Genomic DNA, 19,170 nt, shown 5'->3' with positions numbered 1-19,170 from the left:
TTCTTTGAAAGTTGGCTCAGAGGCGAAAGTTTCGGCCAACTTTTTCTTTACATTTGCCGACACTTTATTACAATTAATCAAGTAAAAACAAATGCTTAGTTAAGTTCTCATTCAGTTTTCTCACGTTAGCATGTGCCCAACTTAGCCATCAGGCTAGTTTTCAACAGCAATGAAACAATGTTAATAGGGAAATCTGTTTATGAAAAAGTTAGCAGTTATTATTTCGAGTATGCTTCTGTCAACTGCCGCGACTGCTGCGGATAGTTACCAATCAATCAGCCATTTAGGGTACATGGACACCGATGGCAACGACACAGTAAGTGTTGATTCAACATATTACTTCGCACCAAAGAAAACAATGGGTCCATACGACCAGTTTGAATACATCAACAGAACAACCAACGTGTTTGGTTCGTACGCTGATGATGACTTTGGTGATGTGACTAACATCGGTGGTGAATACTTCGTAAAAGATTTCGTAATCGGTGCAGGTTACAGCAACTACGATTACGGTTCAGATACTGATTTATTCAACGTGTCTGCAGGTTACTTCTTTAATCCTAACCTTCTTCTTAAAGCGACATTTATTGACGTAGAAGACGGTGATAACACAGTAATGTTTGACCTTAAGTACAATCATCAGCTTAACAGCACTGATTACTTAGGTTTTACTTTCACAGCTGACGACGAGTTTGATTACCGTGCAGTAAATGCGAAATACTTCATGGATCTTAAACAAGGTAACTACCTAACAATTGAAGGTACAATCTTAGATACAGACGATAGCGGTAGCTCTTGGGAACTAGGTTCAAACTACTACTTCTCTAAAGCAACATCAGCTTTTGTAACCTTTAATAAAGAAGATGACTACAGCTTTGGTGCACAGCACTTCTTTAACAAAAACGTTGGCTTAAAAGCAGGTTATGCAAACAACTGGGATGACTCAGATTACGATGCATACTTTGCAAACGTAAGCTTACAGTTTTAATCATTAATTTGATGACATAAAAAAGCCCGCATTATGCGGGCTTTTTCGTTTTTATCATTACCAACCGCACTGGCGGCCTTCATTTTGCTCATCAAGGTATTTTTGTAACGGTGCAAAGTAATCTAAGATTGCTGTTGCATCCATTTCTTCTTTACCAGTGATCGTCGCAAGAGCTTCTTGCCATGGGCGGCTTGAACCCATTTCTAACATCGCATTTAGTTTTTCACCCGCCTCAGCAGAGTTGTAAACTGAGCAGCGGTGTATCGCTTCTTTGTTACCAGCAATTTCACATAAACTTCTGTGGAAGTCGAATTGTAAAATGTGTGCTAAGAAATAACGCGTGTAAGGCGTGTTACCTGGTACGTGATATTTTGCACCCGGATCGAAGTCTGCTTCGCTACGTGCGATAGGCGCTTGTACACCTTGGTATTTTTCACGTAATTCCCACCACGCTTTGTTGTAGTTCTCTGGCGTTACTTCACCTGAGAAAACTTTCCAGCGCCATTGGTCTACTAATAAACCAAATGGGATAAATGCTACTTTGTCTAATGCCATTTTCATTAGTAGGCCAATATCTTTTGACTCATCAGGCACTTCGTCTAATAAACCAATTTCTTTTAAATAACCCGGTGTAACCGAAAGCGCAATGGTGTCACCAATCGCTTCGTGGAAACCATCGTTCGCACTCTCTTGATAGTAAACAGGCTGATTTTTGTATGCACGTTGATAGAAGTTATGGCCTAGCTCGTGGTGAATAACAGAGAATTCTTCACCTGTACGTTGAATACACATCTTAATACGCAGGTCATCTTTGCTATCAATATCCCATGCTGAAGCATGACACTGCACGTCACGGTCTTGTGGTTTAGTAAACAGTGAGCGTTCATAGAAAGTATCTGGCAGTGGCGCAAAGCCCATCGATGTAAAGAACTTCTCAGCACCACGTACCATTTTAAGTTCGTCGTAATCGTGCTCAGCTAATAGCTCTGTTACGTCATAACCAGGATCGGCATTTTCAGGTGCGACAACATCGTAAATGTTACCCCAAGTCTGTGCCCACATATTACCTAAAAGGTGTGCTGGGATAGGTTGGTCTTGAGGTACTTTATCTTCTCCATACTTTTCACCTAGCTTGGCACGAACATGACAATGTAATGAGTCATAAAGCGGTTTAACTTGGCCCCAAATACGGTCAAGCTCTTTTGCAAAATCATCTGCTGGCATGTCGTATTTACTACGCCACATAGCACCTGTATCCGCATAACCTAGCTCTTTTGCGCCTTCATTGGTTAAAGCAACTTGTTGTTCATATAGTGGGCGCATTGGTTTTGAAACCTGACGCCAACCTTGCCATAAATCAAGCAATTCATTGTAATCACGGCTCGTTGCCATTTTAGCGGTCATTTCGCCAAGGCTTAAACAGCTACCATCTTCTTTACAGTATTTACCTTTACCATATATACCACCTAACTCAGCAACTAACTGCGAGAGTTTTGCTGTTTTTTCAGCATCTTGTGGTGCAGGTAAAGTGAGCGCTAGTTTTAGCTTATCAAGTTTACGGCGTGCATCGTAATCAAGTTCTAAACTATCAAATTTTGCAGCTTCATTAGCAAGGCGTACAACGGCTTCGGTCATTTTGCGATTAACTTCAGCAGATAGCTCAGCAGTATCATAGGTGATGAAGTTGGCATAAATCCACTCAGCGCGGCTTGCTTCTAAATAAAGCGCACTTAATTCTTTTTCAGTATCGGCGATAAATTTAGCGGCATCTTGTGCGGTTACTTGACTTGTTTGGACTTCAGTCGTTGTCGTTTTAGTACTCGCAGCGTCATCATTACAGCCAGTAAGTGCAAGAGCACTCGCTACCATAAGTGCGCTCATACTGAGCTTAAATGGAGTCTTTTTCATAACGTTCCCTAGAAGTTTATTGTTATTTATTGCACATGCATAATAGCAGTGTCTTAGTAAACAACAAACAGCATCGCTAAAAACAACCTTAGTAAGAGCTGCTTACGTTGTATTTATGGCACGATCAGTCATACTTGAAGCAGTTAAATAAAATAAAAGGATTGCACAATGACGACCGTAATTATTCTGTTACTAGTTGCTGTGATTGTAATTTTTGCTGTGAAAGACATTCGCATCAATCTTGTTACACGACCTACGTTTAGTATGTTTAAAAAAGTTTTGCCGCCATTATCGCAAACAGAGCGTGAAGCCATGGAAGCAGGTGATGTTTGGTGGGATGGTGAATTATTCAGCGGTAACCCTGATTGGCAAAAGCTGCATCGTTTCCCTAAACCCGAACTTAGCGAAAAAGAACGCGCATTTATGAGCGAGCAAGTCGAAACCTTGTTAGCTATGCTTGATGACTATCAAATCGTGCAAAAAGATAAAGACCTACCAAAAGAAGTGTGGGGCTACCTAAAAAAAGAAGGTTTCTTTGCGTTAATTATTCCTGAAAAATTTGGTGGCCGTGAGTTTTCAGCCATAGCTAATTCAACCATCGTATCGAAAATTGCCACTAAGAGCTTAACCGCTGCGGTCACCGTCATGGTGCCAAATAGCTTAGGCCCAGGCGAATTACTGCTTCATTATGGTACTACCGAGCAACAAGAGCGTTGGTTACCAAGCCTAGCGAAAGGTGATGATGTGCCTTGTTTTGCTTTAACGGGCCCTGAGGCGGGTTCTGATGCGGGTAGTATTCCAGATACTGGTGTAGTTTGTAAGGGCATGCATAACGGTGAAGAAGTGATTGGCTTAAAACTTAACTGGTCAAAACGCTATATCACTCTTGCACCAATTGCTACAGTGCTGGGTCTTGCATTTAAAATGTACGATCCTGACGGCTTATTAGGTGATAAAACAGAGCTTGGCATTACATGTGCGCTAATTCCTACTGATCACGAAGGTGTACAGACAGGTGAGCGTCATTACCCGTTGAATATGGCATTTATGAATGGCACAACTTACGGTAAAGATGTGTTTATTCCACTTGATTGGATCATTGGTGGCGAAAAAGGCGCAGGTAGAGGTTGGCGCATGTTAGTTGAGTGTTTAAGTGCAGGCCGAGGTATTTCGTTACCTGCGCTTAGTACAGCAACAGGCCATTTGGCTTCAAGAATGACATCAGCCTATGCAACTGTGCGTCAACAATTTGGTGTTTCAATTGGACAATTCGAAGGAGTGCAAGAGGCTCTTGCGCGCATAGGTGGTTTAACTTACACCTTAGAGTCTGCAAGACTAATGACTGCAGGCGCGATTGATATGAAGTTGAGTCCGTCTGTGGTTACTGCAATTGCAAAATATCATATGACAGAAATGGGTCGTACTGTTATGAATGACGCTATGGATATTCACTCAGGTAAAGGGATCCAAGTGGGCCCAAATAACTATTTAGCTCATGGCTATATGGGGATCCCGGTGTCTATTACTGTAGAAGGTGCAAACATCCTCACTCGTAATTTGATGATTTTTGGTCAAGGTGCTACGCGTTGCCATCCTTTTGTTCTTAAAGAAATGGAAGCGGCTGCAATGGAAGATCATGATGTTGCTTTAAAAGAGTTTGACTCATTACTACTGCAACATATTTTGTTTGCTGGTAGCAACGCAGGTATGGCGTTTGTACACGGGTTAACACGTAGTTACTTCGCAAAAGCGCCGGTATCTGGTGCAACAGCTGTGTATTACAAACAATTAAGCCGCATGAGTCGTGGCTTAGCGTTTTGTACTGATGTTGCTATGCTGGTTTTAGGCGGTGAGTTAAAACGTAAAGAGATGATTTCGGCGCGCCTAGGTGATGTGCTTAGTCACTTATATTTAGCTTCATGTGTACTGAAACGCTACGAAGATGAAGGCCGTCAACAAGCTGATTTATCATTTGTACAATATGCTGTTGAGCATTCGTTATTTTGCATAGGTCAGGCATTCGATGGTTTCTTTAAAAACTTCTCTAATCCTGTTATTAATTTCTTACTGAAACGCATTGTGTTCCCGGTAGGTAATCATTATCACCGCCCAAGTGACGAGTTAGCACAAACTATGTGTGAGCACATGAGCAAGCCAGGTGTCTTCAGAGACAGATTAACTCACCTTTGTTATGTTGATGAAAATGCCGGTACAGGGGTGATGGAAAATGCCTTTCTAGCCATGATTGATACCCACGATGACTTTAAGCAGCTTCGTAAATGGCAAAAAGAAGGCACTATTGCTAAAAACCTTGAACTTGAGGATGCAATAGTCGTAGCGGCAGAGAAAAACTTGATTAACGAAACCGTTGCTGAGCGAATGAACAAAGCCAATGAGCTGCGCAAAAAAGCGATAGCTGTGGATAACTTCGCTCCTGGGGAGCTGTAAACGTTCCTAATATTTAATAGAGCCAAGCCTTGCATTCGCAAGGCTTTTTTATACTTAGTTACAGGCCGTTTGCTATCACTTTTTCTGCTTCACTAGCGGGCATAGGCTTTGCTTTTAAAAAGCCTTGGCCAAATTTACATTGAGTTTGCTTTAAAATAGCCAATTGTTTTTCCGTTTCAATTCCTTCTGCGACTACATCGAGCTTTAATGATTGCGCTAACGATAAAATAGCATCGACTAAGGGGTTGTGCGCTTTGTTTAAATGGTCAATGAAACTTTTATCAATTTTCATTATATGAATCGGTAATTGGTGTAAATACCCAAGCGCGGAATAGCCTGTACCAAAGTCATCTAAACACAGTTTCACTTCAAGAGGCTCAAGACCCTTGATGATTTTTGTCGCCAGCTCTAGATTACCGATAAGTCCAGATTCGGTTATTTCTAAGCATAGTGAGCCAAGAGGTAACTTATATTGCTTATATAAGGCATGTATTTGTTCCACAAAATCGAGGCTAGCAAAGTGACGCGATGACACATTTACGGTAATTCGGCCAAATGCTTTTCCTTCACTCGTCCACTTTGCAATTTGCTTTGCAGCAAGCTGAAGTAAATGTAAATCTAGGTTGATAATTTGACCTGTGTCTTCTGCTACCGGAATAAAATCATTTGGCGAGACAAAGCCTTTGCTTGGGTGATGCCAGCGCACAAGGGCCTCAAAACCAACAACTCTTGTGTCTTGAATAGTAAAAATTGGCTGGTAGTAAAGTTCAAAGTCGTCATGCTCAATGCCATGCTGTAAATCATTTTCTATATCGGCATGATTTTTAAGTTTTTTACGCATTGTATTGTTGAAAAACTTAACTTTACCACGGCCAGATGATTTCGCCTCGTACATTGCTGCATCAGCATGCTGCAATAGCTTATACGCTTGATCGCGACTACTTTCACAAAAAGCAACACCTATACTAGTCGATGCTTGTAGAAGGTGTCCATCAATATCAAGGGGCTGTGCGAGCACATGCTGGATCCGTTCAAGGGCATCATTTATTTGTTGTTTATCGGTAATGTTTTCCATAAAAATGGCAAACTCATCGCCTCCTAAGCGGGCGAAGGTGTCGGTGTTACGAATAGTGCTTAAGATCAATTCACAAATTTTAACTAAAAAATGGTCACCAACTTCATGGCCTAACGAATCATTGATACTTTTAAAGCGGTCAAAGTCTAAATAGAGTAGGGCATGCTTATGTTGCTTATTTGCTCTTGCAAGGCGAAGTATTGCATGTTTAATTCGCTCAATCAGTAAAGAACGATTAGCAAGTCCTGTTAATTCATCGTGAAGAGCTCGATGCTCAAGCTCTTGCCTTGATAATTGACGGTCTATTGCCATGCTGATTTGACGGCTAACATAAGTGAGTAAGGCACGATCATGCTCGTCATAATGGTAACTTTTACTGTAGCTTTGTACGGCAATGACACCGCTAATACGCTCATTCACTTTAAACGGTACACCTAGCCAAGACTCAGCCTGACGACCGACCATTTTAAAATGCCCAGCATCAATGTGCTGCTGAAATTCTTCTTTAGTAAAAAGAAGTGACTGATCTATATTTAGTAAGTAATAAGACGCAGTGTCTTTTAGTTGTTCTTTCGATATTTTTTTATGAGCATTTGAGCGCACGCCTTCTTCAATAATATAAACTAAATCAAGCACATCGAGCTGCTTGTCATAAAGGCCAATGAAGAAATTATCTGCCCTGAGTAAAGAAGTAATAATGCCGTGTAATGACTCAAAAAAACTATCTAGTTCACTTGATTGATACGTCAAATTGGCGATTTGCAGCATCGATCGTTCTAGCTTTTGCGCATCGTTTAACTGCATGACGGTTTGCTGTAAGTTTTCTATGGTGCGAACCTGATTGATCTTGGCACTTAATAAATGCGCGACAGTTGATAAAATCTCTAAATGCGCGTCATTGTAGTAATCTTTTTGCGGATGCTCACAGTCAATCACACCCAGTATTTTTTCTTTGTAAACTAATGGTACGCAAAGCTCAGAAAGAGCTGGGCGAGAATCTGCGATGTAACGTGGATCTTGGCTAACATCAGCAATCATCAAAGGTTTACCAGTACTTGCGACATAACCCGTAATGCCTTGATCAAAGCTGATTTCTGTACGGTCAATATGGTAAGTATCATGGCTGCCAGCTGTGCCTATAGAAGCCATTTCTTTTAGGGTGCGAGTTTTATCATCTGCGAGGTAAATTACACATTCAATAAAGCCTAGGCGGCTAACCACTTCAGACGTAACATATTCTAATAATTCTTCAACTGTGTCTAATTGCATTACAGATGATGAAAATTGATTAATTATATGTAGTTGGTCTGTTTTGACCTCAAGTGCAAAAGCAGTGTCTAAACTCTTAGGCATAGAATAAAAGGTAACCGAAATGTTGTATTAATTTATTACGTTAACCTACTATCAAACTATCCACAAAGTTATTTTCAAAAAAAACTGGAACTGGTGTAAACTAGGCACCTGAATATGAACTTGGGTAATTTAGCAAGGTTATTTGCTCAAAGTTTACGCTATCCCCCTAACTTTAGCCGTGGAAACAAGCAATGTCAGATTTAAATTCGATGCAAACTCTAACAATTACACGCCCTGATGATTGGCACATTCATTTACGTGATGGTGAGCAACTCGTTGATACCGTTCGTGACGCAAGCCGTTACATGGGTCGCGCAATTATCATGCCTAATCTTGTTCCACCGGCAACTTGTACAGAAACTGCGTTATCTTACTATGAGCGAATTAAAGCTGCCGGCCCACAGGGTAACTTTGAACCGTTAATGGTGCTTTATCTGACAGATAAAACTACGCCAGAAGAAATCAAAAAAGCGAAAGCAACGGGTAAAATTGTTGCAGCTAAGTTGTACCCAGCTGGTGCGACTACAAACTCAGATTCAGGGGTTACTTCAATCAAAAACATCTACCCAGTACTTGAAGCAATGCAAGAAGTGGGTATGTTGTTGCTTGTTCATGGTGAAGTGACAGATTCATCTATTGATATTTTTGATCGTGAGAAGGTGTTCCTAGAAACAATTTTAGCGGACGTAGTGAACGATTTCCCTAACTTAAAAATTGTGCTTGAGCACATCACAACAAAAGATGCGGTAGAGTTTGTTAATAGTGCACCTGAAAATGTAGCAGCAACAATTACTGCTCATCACTTACTTTATAATCGTAATCACATGTTAGCGGGTGGAATTCGCCCTCATTATTACTGCTTACCTATTTTGAAGCGTAATATCCATCAACAAGCGTTGATTGCTGCTGCAACAAGTGGTAGTAAAAAGTTCTTCTTAGGTACTGATTCTGCTCCGCACTACAAAGATAAAAAAGAAGCAGCTTGCGGATGTGCAGGTGCTTACACAGCACATGCTGCGATTGAGTTATATGCTGAAGCATTTGAAGAAGCGGGGGCTTTAGATAAACTAGAAGGTTTTGCAAGCCACTTTGGTCCAGACTTCTATGGTATGCCTCGTAACCAAGATACTATTACACTATTTAAAGAAAGCTGGACGGTACCAGCAAGCTATAAACTAGGTGATTCAGAAGTGGTGCCAATCAAAGCTGAAGCGAAAATGGATTGGCAAGTAAAATAATCTAAAGCAATAGCACTCTTTTCTTGAAAATTAGAAGCCCATCATTTTGATGGGCTTTTTTCATTTATTATTAATTGTTTATAAATAATACTGTCATATATTTTTGTTTCGGCAGTTGACCTTAAAATTATTTTCGATTAATAGAGCTAAAAACTATTTAATGTGTTAGTCTTAAATTGCTTTGAGTTTTTGCGTATTGAATTTACGGATAATGTGCGGCTGTACGGTTACCGGTTAGGTTATTGGTTCTTCCTGTACTTTACCCCAAGTTTATTGGGCATTCACTCAGGGAGGATAGAGCCATTATGGCTGAATTTTAATAATTGACTTACAGGAAAATTTGGTATGTCAAACACGGTTACTGGTAAAGTTAAGTTCTTCAACGAAGCTAAAGGCTTCGGTTTTATTGAACAAGAAAATGGCCCTGATGTATTCGTACACTTCAGTGCTATCACAGGTACAGGCTTCCGCACTCTTAGCGAAGGTCAACAAGTATCTTTCGGCATCAAACAAGGTCAAAAAGGCCCTGAAGCTGAGAACGTAGAAGTAGCATAATTTATTATGTGAACCTCTCATTTTGGTGGAACAGTTTCTGTTTCACCAAAATTCATCATTACCTCACAAAAAATCGCAACACTCATATCTCACCAAACATTAATTAGCTGTACCGAAATTATATTCCTCCAAAGGCATTGAAAGCGACTAATTTAATCAGACGATAAGCTAGAACTTCACGATCTATGCTCTAAAAGCTACTCTCCATAACTAAAGTATTATATGCTGTAACGATGTAATTTATTAAACATAACAGCGTCTGTTATGTTAGTTAGTAGTTTTGATTGAACTCGAAAGTTAGCAGCAAAATGTTTACAGTTATTTTTCACCAAACTAGAAATAACCCGCTAAACTTAACTTATCCACATGTGGAAATAATGCTGAGTAACTTATACTTGTTTGATGAAATATAATGAAGGTTTGCTAATCGATGAGCATAGGAAACAATATACTTTTGGTAGACGACCACCCAATGGTGGCAACAGCAATTAAAATGGCACTTGCCAAGTCTACACTAGTAAACGAAGTACAAGCTGTTGCAAGTCAAAAAGAAGCGTTGCAGTTTTTAAAAAGTAATAATGTAGCGCTAGCGATTTTAGACATCGAGTTAGAAGACTCCGATGGCTTTAGTTTATATAAGCGCGCCGTCAGTAGTGGTTTTACTGGTAAAGTGTTGTTTCTATCAGCTAAGCAAGACAAGCATATTATCCGTACAGCTGCAAAACTTGGTGCGCAGGGGTTTGTAAACAAAGCAGAGAGCCTTGAAGATATCTCTTCAGCCGTTGAAATGATTTTGCGTGGTTATACATTCTTCCCGCAAGAGCACTTAATCGCTTCGGAAAAAGACATTGACGAGTTACTAACTGAACGTGAGCTTGCGGTGATGAATTATTTACTACAAGGCTTATCGAACAAAGATATCGGTGAAAAGCTCTTTATTAGTAACAAAACAGTAAGTACATACAAAGCGAAAATATTTGAAAAGCTTGAAGTTGATTCAATTATTTCACTTGCCAAGCTTGTAAAAGACCGCGCAATATTTTAACTCTCTCACCCATAGCGGTGAGAGATTTCAACTCTCTCATTCTTGTGTTTAGTGCCTGATTTGGCTGCTTATTGAGCGGTTACACGTGGAGAGTGCATAAAAATTCTTCAAAATAGATTTTTTAGATGAATAAACGGAATTTTTTTTTCATTTTTCTTCAGCATTTTCAGATTTCATAAAATGTTACATTTATGTTTAAGGTTGAACCTAATATGAATGCAATGTTCGCCAGCAAAGGGCTATAGAAGTATCATATGAACACCTCTGTTATATTTTTGTTAATTCGTTGTTTTGGTTCTTTTCCTTTCAACGACGAGTCACCAAATTTTTCCGACGAAAGCCGAACATCAAGTTGACAGACTCTGATGCATTTAGCATTATTGGAGGGTTGATATCTATTAAAAGATATCAGGGTTGTCCTCTTCGGGGGGTAATTAAATTATAAAAGTAACATTACTTAATTGGTTGGGAACTATGTCTGTTAAAATCAGAAAGAGTCTTGTAGCATCAGCGTTGGTTGGCGCTTTTGCATTTGCAAGCAGCAATGTGATTGCAGATCCTTTGAAAGATGTGCAAGATGCAGGTCAACAAATTCAAAAGGCTGCTGTTAAGTCTCAAACTAAAATTGACAATGTATATGGTCAAACTCAAGAGCTAATCGCTGAGTACCGTAGCGTTGTTGACGAAACTGAGCTAATGAAGGTTTATAACGATCACGTAGCACGTTTGGTCGCTGACCAAAATGCTTCAATCGAGTCGTTTGACCGTCAAATCGCAACTATCGATAACACGAAACAAAACGTTGTGCCTTTGATGTATCGCATGATCGATACGCTTGAGCAATTCATCAAAGCGGACGTTCCGTTCAATCTTGAAAACCGTCTAGCACGTGTTGAAAGACTTCGTGACATCATGGCGTCAGCATCAGTTACTACATCTGAAAAATTCCGCCAAGTTCTTGAAGCTTACACTGTTGAAACTGCATACAGCTCAGCTGTAACTGCTTCACAAGGTACTCTTGAGATCGACGGTAAGAGCATCAACGTTGACTTCGGTCGTTTAGGTCGTATCACTTACGTTGCTCAGTCTTTTGACCTTAAGCACGCGTGGGTGTGGGATAACAACACTAAACAGTGGAAAGAATTAGGTGAAGAATACCTAAAACCTGTTAAAGAAGTTATTCGTATGGCGCGTAAACAAGCGACATTAGAACTTGTTAAACTACCAATCTTTGGCGCGGAGTAATCAATAATGAAGAAACTATTTAAAGGTTTTGCTGTTGCAGCAGTACTATCTGTTTCTGCAGGTACCGCGCTTAATGCACATGCAAACACTGATGCTTTAGACAAAATTCTTGAGCAAGTTAAGCAAGAACGTATCTCTGAAGGCAAATTAAATAAGCAACGTGAACAAGAGTTCCTTTCAGCTCGTGCTGATAAGCAAGCGTTACTTAACAAAGCTAAAAGTGACCTAGCTGCTGAAAAAGCTCGTGGTGATCGTTTAGCTAAAGAATATGCACAAAACGAAAATACTTTAGCTGAGAAAGAGCAAGCTCTTTTAAACGCTCAAGGTACGTTAGGTGAGATGTTCGGTGTTGTACGTCGTGCAGCTGCTGATGCAATCGGTTCAATCGAAGCATCACTTGTTTCTGCTGAAAAACCAGGACGTGCTGAAGTACTTCGCTCACTAGCTGCTGCGAAAGAACTTCCAACTGTACGTGAACTTGAAGAGCTTTGGATTTCTCTTCAAACTGAAATGACTGAGTCAGCTAAAGTTTCAACTTTTGAAACTGAAGTTGCGGGTCTTGACGGTTCATCTTCTGTGAAGAAAGTAACGCGTATCGGTAACTTCAACTTAGTAACTGACGATGGTTATTTAATCTACTCACCAGAAACTAAAGCAATCCAACCACTAGGTAAGCAACCTGATAGCTACATCCTAGCTGGTATCAGCGATTTAGAAAATACTTCTTCTGACAACTATGCTGGCGTATACATCGACCCGACTCGTGGCGCGATCTTACGTATCAACACGCAGAAGAAATCGTTAATGGAATACTACGAGCAAGGTGCTGAAGTAGGTTACATCATCACAGTATTACTTGTTGTTGGTCTACTTATCTTCATCGTTCGTTTCATTGATCTTGCGCTTACTAGCACTAAGATTAAGAGCCAGCTTAAAAACCTTTCTACTCCGAATACAAACAACCCACTGGGTCGTATTCTTAAGGTTTATGCTGACAACAAGAATCAAGACGTTGAAAACCTTGAGCTTAAACTTGACGAAGCAATCTTACGTGAAACGCCTCGCATTGAAGCTGGTATCAACATCATCAAGATCTTGGCAGCAATCGCTCCATTACTAGGTCTACTAGGTACGGTAATCGGTATGATCCTTACGTTCCAAACAATCACATTGTTCGGTACAGGTGATCCGAAGATCATGGCTGGTAATATCTCTCTAGCACTTGTTACTACAGCGTTAGGTCTAATTGCAGCTCTACCACTTATTCTACTTCACTCAATTGTTGCGGGTCGTAGTAAGTCGGTTCTACATGTCCTTGATGAGCAAAGCGCAGGTATCATCGCTGCTCACGCGGAGAAGGAGAAAGCCTAATGCTAGTCCTGATGGAGATCTGGGAATCTATCAGGGATTTTGTTGGCACAGGCGGCCAGGTTTTATACGTGGTCGCGATAGCACTCTTTCTTATGTGGGTTTTAATGATTGAGCGCTATTGGTTCCTACTAGCTGAGTTTCCTCGTATGACGAAGAACATTGTAGCTCAGTGGGATGCCCGCCAAGACACTACGTCTTGGTACGCACACAGAATCCGTGAAGCATGGATTTCTGAAGCGTCTGAAAAATTAGATCAGCGTATGTTGTTGATTAAGACATTGGTAGCTATTTGTCCTTTAATAGGCTTACTAGGTACTGTAACGGGTATGATCGCGGTTTTCGAAACCATGGCTACTCAAGGTACAGGTAACGCACGTTTAATGGCATCAGGTATTTCAATGGCAACAATCCCAACAATGGCTGGAATGGTTGCGGCACTATCTGGAGTATTCTTTAGCTCACGTCTAGAAGCGAGAGCGAGAATGGCGAAAGCTAAACTTGTAGATAGCATGCCTCATCACTAGAGAGAGAATTAAATATGGCACGTAAACAACGTTTTCGTGAAGAAGAAGAAGCAGCGGTTGACATGACGCCAATGCTTGACATCGTATTTATCATGCTTATTTTCTTTATCGTAACTACATCGTTCGTTAAAGAGGCTGGTATCGAAGTCAATAAACCTAAAGCAGCTGCAGCTACGAAGCAAAAAAATGCAAACATTTTTGTTGCTATCCGTGCTGACGGTGCGATCTGGATTGATAAACAACAAGTAGACGTTGAGCGTGTATCAGCTAAACTTGAAAGTTTATTAGCAGAACAACCTACTGAAGTTGTGATTTTGCAAGCTGATAAAGAAGCAAAACACGGCGTAGTGGTTAAAGTTATGGACCAGATCAAAGCGACGGGTGATAACCTTAAAATTTCAATAGCTGGAGATCAGTAATGATTCGTTTTCTGTTTTCACTGATTGCAGGTGGGGCAGTTACTTTCGGCTTGTTCTACTTCATGGCGTACCTCATCTCCGGTGGAGCTGATCGTGCGACTGAACAAAAAGAACAGATCGTAGTCGAAATTATGACGAATCCGCCTGAATCTAAGGTGCAGGAGAGGAAGCGTGTTCCGCCTCCGCCTCCGCCACCGCCAAAGCAGCCGCCTAAGCCGCAGCCGCCTCAGCCGGAAAACAGCAACCCGAACACTGGTGGTTTGTCATTTAATATGCCAAGCATCGATGTGGGTAGCACAGCTGGTGGCCTAAGTGGTCCAGGTGCATTTGGACGTGATGGTGATGCGACACCTATCGTTCGTATTGAACCAAAATACCCTACGCAAGCAGCGCGTGATGGTAAGGAAGGTTGGGTACAACTTTCATTCACTATCAATGAAGTTGGTGGTGTAGAAGATGTTGAAGTGATCGACGCCGATCCAAAACGTATCTTCGACCGCGAAGCTAAACGTGCGCTACGTAAGTGGAAGTACCGTCCGAAAATCATCGATGGTAAACCACAGAAGCAATTTGGTCTTCAAGTACAATTAGACTTTAAACTTAACCAAGGCAACTAAGGAGGCGAGTAATGAGAAATTTATCTAAAGTAACTGCACTTGCGCTTCTTATGTCTCTATCAGGTGTAGCTTTCACTGCACCTGCTTTAGCAGCGCCAGATTACGCGAAGATTGAAGCGCGTAAAAAAGCAAAAACTAAAGTTATGGGCGAGCGCGTTGGTAAGAAAGTTATTAAAGCGTTTGACTTGTACAATGAAGATAAGCTTGATGAAGCGATTGCACTACTTAAAGAAATCGATCCTTCGGATGACTTCGATAAGGCAACAGTTGATCGTTACTTAGGTCAGATGTACGCTCAAAAAGAGCAGTACCAATTGGCTATTAAGCACATCTCAGCGGCAGTTAAGCCTGACGTTTTAAACTTTGCTGACCAAGAGCAAGGCCTAAAACTTCTAGGTGATATGTACGCGGGTACTGAGCAATATGCAAAAGCGAAAGAAGCTTATGCAGCTTGGATGGACTTCACAGGTGAGGAAGACGACAAAGTTTATACACGTATTGCGCAAGCAAACTACGAGTTAAAACTTTACAAAGACGTTCTTCCTGCTGCAGACAAAGCAATTGAATTGGCAAAAGAACCTGCAAAAGCTTCTTACCAATTAAAGCTAGCTGCCTATTTTGAACTTAAACAGTACAAAAACATGGTAGAAGTAGCTGAAGAGATTGTTCGTGTTTGGCCTGAAGACAAAAAAGCCTGGGTTGGTTTAGGTAAATACTACCTACAAACCGAAGACTTCAAAAAAGGTCTAGCGACCATGGAAGTTGCCTACAAAAATGGCTATTTTGAAAACGAAGTTGAATACAAAGTACTTTCTAACTTCTATTCGTTAAATGATATTCCTTACAAAGCAGCAGTCGTGCTTGAAAAGGCAATCAACGAAGAAAAAGTTAAGCGTAACAAGCAAAATATCAGCGCAGTGGCATCTAATTACCACCGTTCTAAAGATATTGAAAAAGCAGCTAAATACTATGAAGAAGCGGCTAAATTTGATGACGATGCAGAGCTTTACCGCAAAGCAGGTTCATTACTTTTACAATCGCAAAATTATAGTGCAGCCGTTGTTCGTTTGAACAAGGCATTAGAGTTAGGTTCTGATAAAAAAGGAACTATCTATTCTGATTTAGCTGAAGCTTACTACTACCAAGAGAAGTACAAGCAAGCTTACAACGCTATCACTAAGGCAATGGATGATCCGCGCACGCGTCGTTTCGCGAAGAGCTGGTCAGCCTTCATCAAAGATAAAGCCGCTCGTAACGGTGTAAAAATCTAATTGATGTTGTTTTAAATTAAAAAGCCCCTCTGGGGCTTTTTTTATGGAATTTTAAAATGCTAAGACAGATCGTATTATTACTTGTCGCAAGTGTGATGCTGATAGCTTGCTCTGAGCAATCTTCAGGTTTCAAGACTTTTAGGGAAGGGCAGCAAGCGCTGCAAAGAATTAATAATTTATTATCTAATCAAGAACTGCAAACTGAAGCTACTAGCTGGCCTTTCTCTGAAAGTTATTTGCAAGCACGTCACCAAGCTTATCAAAAGCTAAAAGCGACGTCTTTAGATGAGTCACAACAGGCGCAATTAAATTATTTAATTATTGCCGAGCGTTATCCTGAACGTTATTTTGTCTGGCCTGTACAACGTGATGTTATTAGTCAAGCTCGTTCACAGGATAACTATTCAGCAAATGCACTAGCTAATTGGTTAGAGTTAGTTGAAATGCAGTTAATTGCTGCTGAACAAAGCAACCTTAAATTAAATAAAATTGAGTTAACGTTATTGCATAATATGGTTAAATCGCATCTGGATAACAGCGATGACAGTGTCCAAGCAGCGCTTTATAAACTCAATCAATACTTAACTCAATATAAACCTCGTACAAAGCTTGGTTTAGTTGGTTTAGCGAACGGTAAAGACTGGTACCAAAGTAAACTTAATTACTTCAGTGGTGAGACTAAGTCTCCTTTAAACTGGCTTAGTGAGGTCCAAAGTTCACTTAAGCAGTTACAAAGAGCAGATTTTGTATTACCTGTATCAGATTCTCATGTTAGCCCATTAGTGATGACTTATTTTGTGGAAAATCATCAGCACAGTGGTCTTGATTGGCAGCTTGATTATATAGACCCGCTAAAAAGTAAACGTAAGTTAACGCAAGGCGAGCAATACTTCTGGCTAGTTATGATGGAAACCGACTTAGGTATTCATTATCACACTTGGAGTGAACAGCAAGCACGTGTCAATTTAATGAAGCGTTTAGGCGTAGATCAGCTGCAAGCGGATTGGTTAATTGAGGATATTATACTTTATCCTGCAATGAGTTTTATTTTTATAAATTAGTACAGCATTGCGCTCTATGGAGCGCAACGCCGACAACGTTGGCTTGCAGGATCTGCAAGTAAACGTTCGTCATCGATTTTTTCTTCGCAATCACAGCAATAGCCATACTGCCCGATATCAATTTGGCAAAGTGCTGCTTCCAACTTTTCTATCCGAGCAATCAATATTTGATATTCAGAGCCAAGGTTATTTGCTGTCAGCTCTAACCAATCCGAAGGAGGGTTATCTTTGAGTTGCGATAGTAGTTGCTGATGATAGCTTTGTTCAGAATTAGCCAGCATATCAAGTAAACGTTGTCTGACCTGCGCAAGTTCCGCAGATAACTTTGTTTGAATTTCAGTATTGTTCATCGCGTTTCTTCCAAGTGGGCAATACTAGTATTATCAAACAAAATCCGTTTGCTAATTATGATTTGTATCAATACTCGGCGCTTTGGCATACTTTCTTAGCACATCAGCTACTTCATCTTTGGCTTTTAAGCGACGTATCTCATCAAAAAGTACGCTTGCTTGTGGGTATTGGCGTTTTAAATAACCGAGCCATTGCTTAGTTCGAGAAGCAAAGTACTTTTCACATTTACTTTCGTCTTGGTGCATTGATGAATGAATAATGTGGTATATCACATGCTCCCATAACATAGGAGTATAATGTTCGTTTTGTGCATGTGACTTTATTTGTTTTGCTAAATCAGGCATTGCTAGTGCGCCACGACCAAGCATTAAGTCTTGGCAATGGCTTCTTTTTTGGCAAAGTATAGCATCTTTAACTTGCCAAATTTCACCGTTAGCAACTACTGAAATATTCTTGTTTTTGATTAATGGGGGGATTTTTTCCCAGTAAGCAGGAGGGTTATAACCATCTCGTTTAGTTCTGGCATGAATAGCAAGACTTGAAGCGCCTGCGCTTACAACAGCATCAACAATTTCTTGGCTATTACTATCATCATCAAAGCCAAGTCTGATTTTAGCACTCACCTCATGGCGTGGGTCGACAGCATCACGTACGGCTTTGATTATCTCGTACATATGCTCAGGGTCTTTTAAAAGTACCGCACCACCTTTACTTTTATTTACCGTTTTAGCAGGGCAACCAAAGTTTAAGTCGATTCCATGTGAGCCTAGGCGTATTGCTTTAACTGCATTTTCAGCTAAAGCATTGGCAACTTGACCCAGTAATTGAATACGTACAGGTGTACCTGCACGGGTATAGCCACCGGTTTTTAGCTCAGGACAATAGCGATGAAACACGCGCTCGGGTAGCGTGTCTTCGACGACACGAACAAACTCTGTAACGCATAAATCAAATCCACCTAAATCAGTTAGGAGTTGTCGCATTTTAAAATCTACAACACCTTCCATCGGTGCTAAAACTAGTCGCATGATACCTGTTTACTTATCAAAAAATAGGACGCGTATTCTAGCTGTTCTAGATTGTTTTATAAATCGTAATTTGCTTTCTGCGCACTTTCAGAAAATAATTAGAAAAAATTGAAAGATATTTGTAGTTCACAGGTCTTGTTTAATAACCCTTTATAAAAAAGAGAGTCATCGAATGAACACAGTTAAGAAAAATTCAATTGCATTAACATTAGGTGCGGTTGTAGTAGGTGCGTCAAGTTTTGCAGCCACTGATGCGAACGCGAATCCATTTGAATTTCAGCAAATGCAAGCAGGGTATCAGTTAGACGCGGCTGAAGGTAAGTGTGGAGAAGGCAAGTGTGGCGGCGACAAAAAAGCAGCTAAAGAAGGTAAGTGCGGCGAAGGTAAATGTGGCGCAGACAAAAAAGCAGCTAAAGAAGGTAAGTGCGGCGAAGGTAAATGTGGCGCAGACAAAAAAGCAGCAAAAGAAGGCAAGTGCGGCGAAGGTAAATGTGGCGCAGACAAAAAAGCAGCTAAAGAAGGTAAGTGCGGCGAAGGTAAATGCGGTGCAGCTAAAAAAGCAGCTAAAGAAGGTAAGTGCGGCGAAGGCAAATGTGGCGCAGACAAAAAGAAAGCTAAAGAAGGTAAGTGTGGTGAAGGTAAATGTGGTTCTAACCACTAAGCGCTCACTTAG

The 19,170-nt window shown here is 40.6% G+C and carries 17 protein-coding genes; 13 read left to right on the top strand and 4 right to left on the bottom strand.

The features are described from left to right. Positions 1-199 precede the first annotated feature (199 nt). Positions 200-988 (top strand): putative porin, encoded by a 789-nt coding sequence (locus tag J3455_RS09805; RefSeq protein WP_349561621.1) that lies wholly within the window; start codon positions 200-202, stop codon positions 986-988. Between the two features lie 57 nt (positions 989-1,045). Here J3455_RS09805 and J3455_RS09800 read toward each other — a convergent pair whose 3' ends face one another. Beyond that, positions 1,046-2,896 (bottom strand): M2 family metallopeptidase, encoded by a 1,851-nt coding sequence (locus J3455_RS09800; protein ID WP_130051247.1) that lies wholly within the window; start codon positions 2,894-2,896, stop codon positions 1,046-1,048. Between the two features lie 168 nt (positions 2,897-3,064). On the opposite strand from J3455_RS09800, the gene J3455_RS09795 reads away from it, so the two are divergent. Further along, the gene (locus tag J3455_RS09795; protein ID WP_349561619.1) at positions 3,065-5,344 is read left to right on the top strand and encodes an acyl-CoA dehydrogenase; all 2,280 of its coding nucleotides are present in this window, start codon (positions 3,065-3,067) and stop codon (positions 5,342-5,344) included. 58 nt (positions 5,345-5,402) lie between these two features. Here the strand turns inward: J3455_RS09795 and J3455_RS09790 are convergent, their stop codons facing one another. Continuing rightward, entirely contained in the window at positions 5,403-7,772 is a 2,370-nt protein-coding gene (locus J3455_RS09790; RefSeq protein WP_130051249.1) for an EAL domain-containing protein, read from the bottom strand. A 191-nt stretch (positions 7,773-7,963) separates the two neighbouring features. Between J3455_RS09790 and pyrC the strand changes: the two genes are divergently transcribed. From pyrC to J3455_RS09740, 10 genes are all read left to right on the top strand, one after another. After that, complete coding sequence (pyrC, locus tag J3455_RS09785) at positions 7,964-9,010, top strand: dihydroorotase (RefSeq protein WP_349561618.1); 1,047 nt, start codon at positions 7,964-7,966, stop codon at positions 9,008-9,010. Positions 9,011-9,355: 345 nt separating this feature from the next. Further along, on the top strand, positions 9,356-9,565 hold the full coding sequence (locus J3455_RS09780) for a cold-shock protein (RefSeq protein ID WP_036967526.1): 210 nt from the start codon (positions 9,356-9,358) through the stop codon (positions 9,563-9,565). Positions 9,566-9,995: 430 nt separating this feature from the next. Continuing rightward, on the top strand, positions 9,996-10,610 hold the full coding sequence (locus J3455_RS09775; protein WP_130051251.1) for a response regulator transcription factor: 615 nt from the start codon (positions 9,996-9,998) through the stop codon (positions 10,608-10,610). Positions 10,611-11,084: 474 nt separating this feature from the next. Further along, positions 11,085-11,855: a DUF3450 domain-containing protein gene (locus J3455_RS09770; RefSeq protein WP_054551560.1), complete on the top strand. Its 771-nt coding sequence runs from the start codon at positions 11,085-11,087 to the stop codon at positions 11,853-11,855. 6 nt (positions 11,856-11,861) lie between these two features. Then, entirely contained in the window at positions 11,862-13,226 is a 1,365-nt protein-coding gene (locus J3455_RS09765; RefSeq protein WP_130051252.1) for a MotA/TolQ/ExbB proton channel family protein, read from the top strand. Beyond that, positions 13,226-13,750: a MotA/TolQ/ExbB proton channel family protein gene (locus J3455_RS09760; RefSeq protein ID WP_062570716.1), complete on the top strand. Its 525-nt coding sequence runs from the start codon at positions 13,226-13,228 to the stop codon at positions 13,748-13,750. The genes J3455_RS09765 and J3455_RS09760 overlap by 1 nt, the downstream gene beginning before the upstream one ends. A gap of 14 nt (positions 13,751-13,764) precedes the next feature. Further along, positions 13,765-14,169: an ExbD/TolR family protein gene (locus J3455_RS09755; RefSeq protein ID WP_054551557.1), complete on the top strand. Its 405-nt coding sequence runs from the start codon at positions 13,765-13,767 to the stop codon at positions 14,167-14,169. Next, a complete protein-coding gene (locus tag J3455_RS09750; protein WP_054551556.1) occupies positions 14,169-14,786 on the top strand; it encodes an energy transducer TonB in 618 nt (205 codons plus the stop codon). The genes J3455_RS09755 and J3455_RS09750 overlap by 1 nt, the downstream gene beginning before the upstream one ends. 11 nt (positions 14,787-14,797) lie before the next feature. Then, entirely contained in the window at positions 14,798-16,057 is a 1,260-nt protein-coding gene (locus tag J3455_RS09745) for a tetratricopeptide repeat protein (RefSeq protein WP_130051253.1), read from the top strand. Between the two features lie 56 nt (positions 16,058-16,113). Next, the gene (locus tag J3455_RS09740; protein ID WP_349561617.1) at positions 16,114-17,118 is read left to right on the top strand and encodes a hypothetical protein; all 1,005 of its coding nucleotides are present in this window, start codon (positions 16,114-16,116) and stop codon (positions 17,116-17,118) included. Positions 17,119-17,132: 14 nt separating this feature from the next. On the opposite strand, the gene J3455_RS09735 is transcribed toward J3455_RS09740, so the two are convergent. Both J3455_RS09735 and J3455_RS09730 read right to left on the bottom strand, forming a co-directional pair. After that, positions 17,133-17,468 carry a TraR/DksA family transcriptional regulator gene (locus J3455_RS09735; RefSeq protein ID WP_130051255.1) on the bottom strand — a complete coding sequence of 112 codons (336 nt, stop codon included), beginning with the start codon at positions 17,466-17,468 and terminating at the stop codon, positions 17,133-17,135. Between the two features lie 51 nt (positions 17,469-17,519). Continuing rightward, positions 17,520-18,497 (bottom strand): tRNA-dihydrouridine synthase, encoded by a 978-nt coding sequence (locus J3455_RS09730; protein ID WP_130051256.1) that lies wholly within the window; start codon positions 18,495-18,497, stop codon positions 17,520-17,522. A gap of 172 nt (positions 18,498-18,669) precedes the next feature. On the opposite strand from J3455_RS09730, the gene J3455_RS09725 reads away from it, so the two are divergent. Then, entirely contained in the window at positions 18,670-19,158 is a 489-nt protein-coding gene (locus J3455_RS09725; protein ID WP_349561616.1) for an HvfA family oxazolone/thioamide-modified RiPP metallophore, read from the top strand. Positions 19,159-19,170 lie beyond the last annotated feature (12 nt).

It is taken from the genome of Pseudoalteromonas sp. NFXS39 (assembly GCF_040148775.1).
In the GTDB taxonomy this organism is placed as follows: Bacteria; Pseudomonadota; Gammaproteobacteria; order Enterobacterales; family Alteromonadaceae; genus Pseudoalteromonas; species Pseudoalteromonas apostichopi.
This window is presented reverse-complemented; position numbering and strand designations above follow the sequence as displayed.

Bases quoted from the DNA above. Each gene is read 5' to 3' on its own strand.
- J3455_RS09755 (WP_054551557.1), top strand. From the start codon at position 13,765: ATGGCACGTAAACAACGTTTTCGTGAAGAAGAAGAAGCAGCGGTTGAC.
- J3455_RS09740 (WP_349561617.1), top strand. From the start codon at position 16,114: ATGCTAAGACAGATCGTATTATTACTTGTCGCAAGTGTGATGCTGATA.
- J3455_RS09795 (WP_349561619.1), top strand. From the start codon at position 3,065: ATGACGACCGTAATTATTCTGTTACTAGTTGCTGTGATTGTAATTTTT.
- J3455_RS09735 (WP_130051255.1), bottom strand. From the start codon at position 17,468: ATGAACAATACTGAAATTCAAACAAAGTTATCTGCGGAACTTGCGCAG.
- J3455_RS09745 (WP_130051253.1), top strand. From the start codon at position 14,798: ATGAGAAATTTATCTAAAGTAACTGCACTTGCGCTTCTTATGTCTCTA.
- J3455_RS09770 (WP_054551560.1), top strand. From the start codon at position 11,085: ATGTCTGTTAAAATCAGAAAGAGTCTTGTAGCATCAGCGTTGGTTGGC.
- J3455_RS09725 (WP_349561616.1), top strand. From the start codon at position 18,670: ATGAACACAGTTAAGAAAAATTCAATTGCATTAACATTAGGTGCGGTT.
- pyrC (WP_349561618.1), top strand. From the start codon at position 7,964: ATGTCAGATTTAAATTCGATGCAAACTCTAACAATTACACGCCCTGAT.
- J3455_RS09800 (WP_130051247.1), bottom strand. From the start codon at position 2,896: ATGAAAAAGACTCCATTTAAGCTCAGTATGAGCGCACTTATGGTAGCG.
- J3455_RS09790 (WP_130051249.1), bottom strand. From the start codon at position 7,772: ATGCCTAAGAGTTTAGACACTGCTTTTGCACTTGAGGTCAAAACAGAC.
- J3455_RS09775 (WP_130051251.1), top strand. From the start codon at position 9,996: ATGAGCATAGGAAACAATATACTTTTGGTAGACGACCACCCAATGGTG.
- J3455_RS09730 (WP_130051256.1), bottom strand. From the start codon at position 18,497: ATGCGACTAGTTTTAGCACCGATGGAAGGTGTTGTAGATTTTAAAATG.
- J3455_RS09750 (WP_054551556.1), top strand. From the start codon at position 14,169: ATGATTCGTTTTCTGTTTTCACTGATTGCAGGTGGGGCAGTTACTTTC.
- J3455_RS09805 (WP_349561621.1), top strand. From the start codon at position 200: ATGAAAAAGTTAGCAGTTATTATTTCGAGTATGCTTCTGTCAACTGCC.
- J3455_RS09760 (WP_062570716.1), top strand. From the start codon at position 13,226: ATGCTAGTCCTGATGGAGATCTGGGAATCTATCAGGGATTTTGTTGGC.
- J3455_RS09780 (WP_036967526.1), top strand. From the start codon at position 9,356: ATGTCAAACACGGTTACTGGTAAAGTTAAGTTCTTCAACGAAGCTAAA.
- J3455_RS09765 (WP_130051252.1), top strand. From the start codon at position 11,862: ATGAAGAAACTATTTAAAGGTTTTGCTGTTGCAGCAGTACTATCTGTT.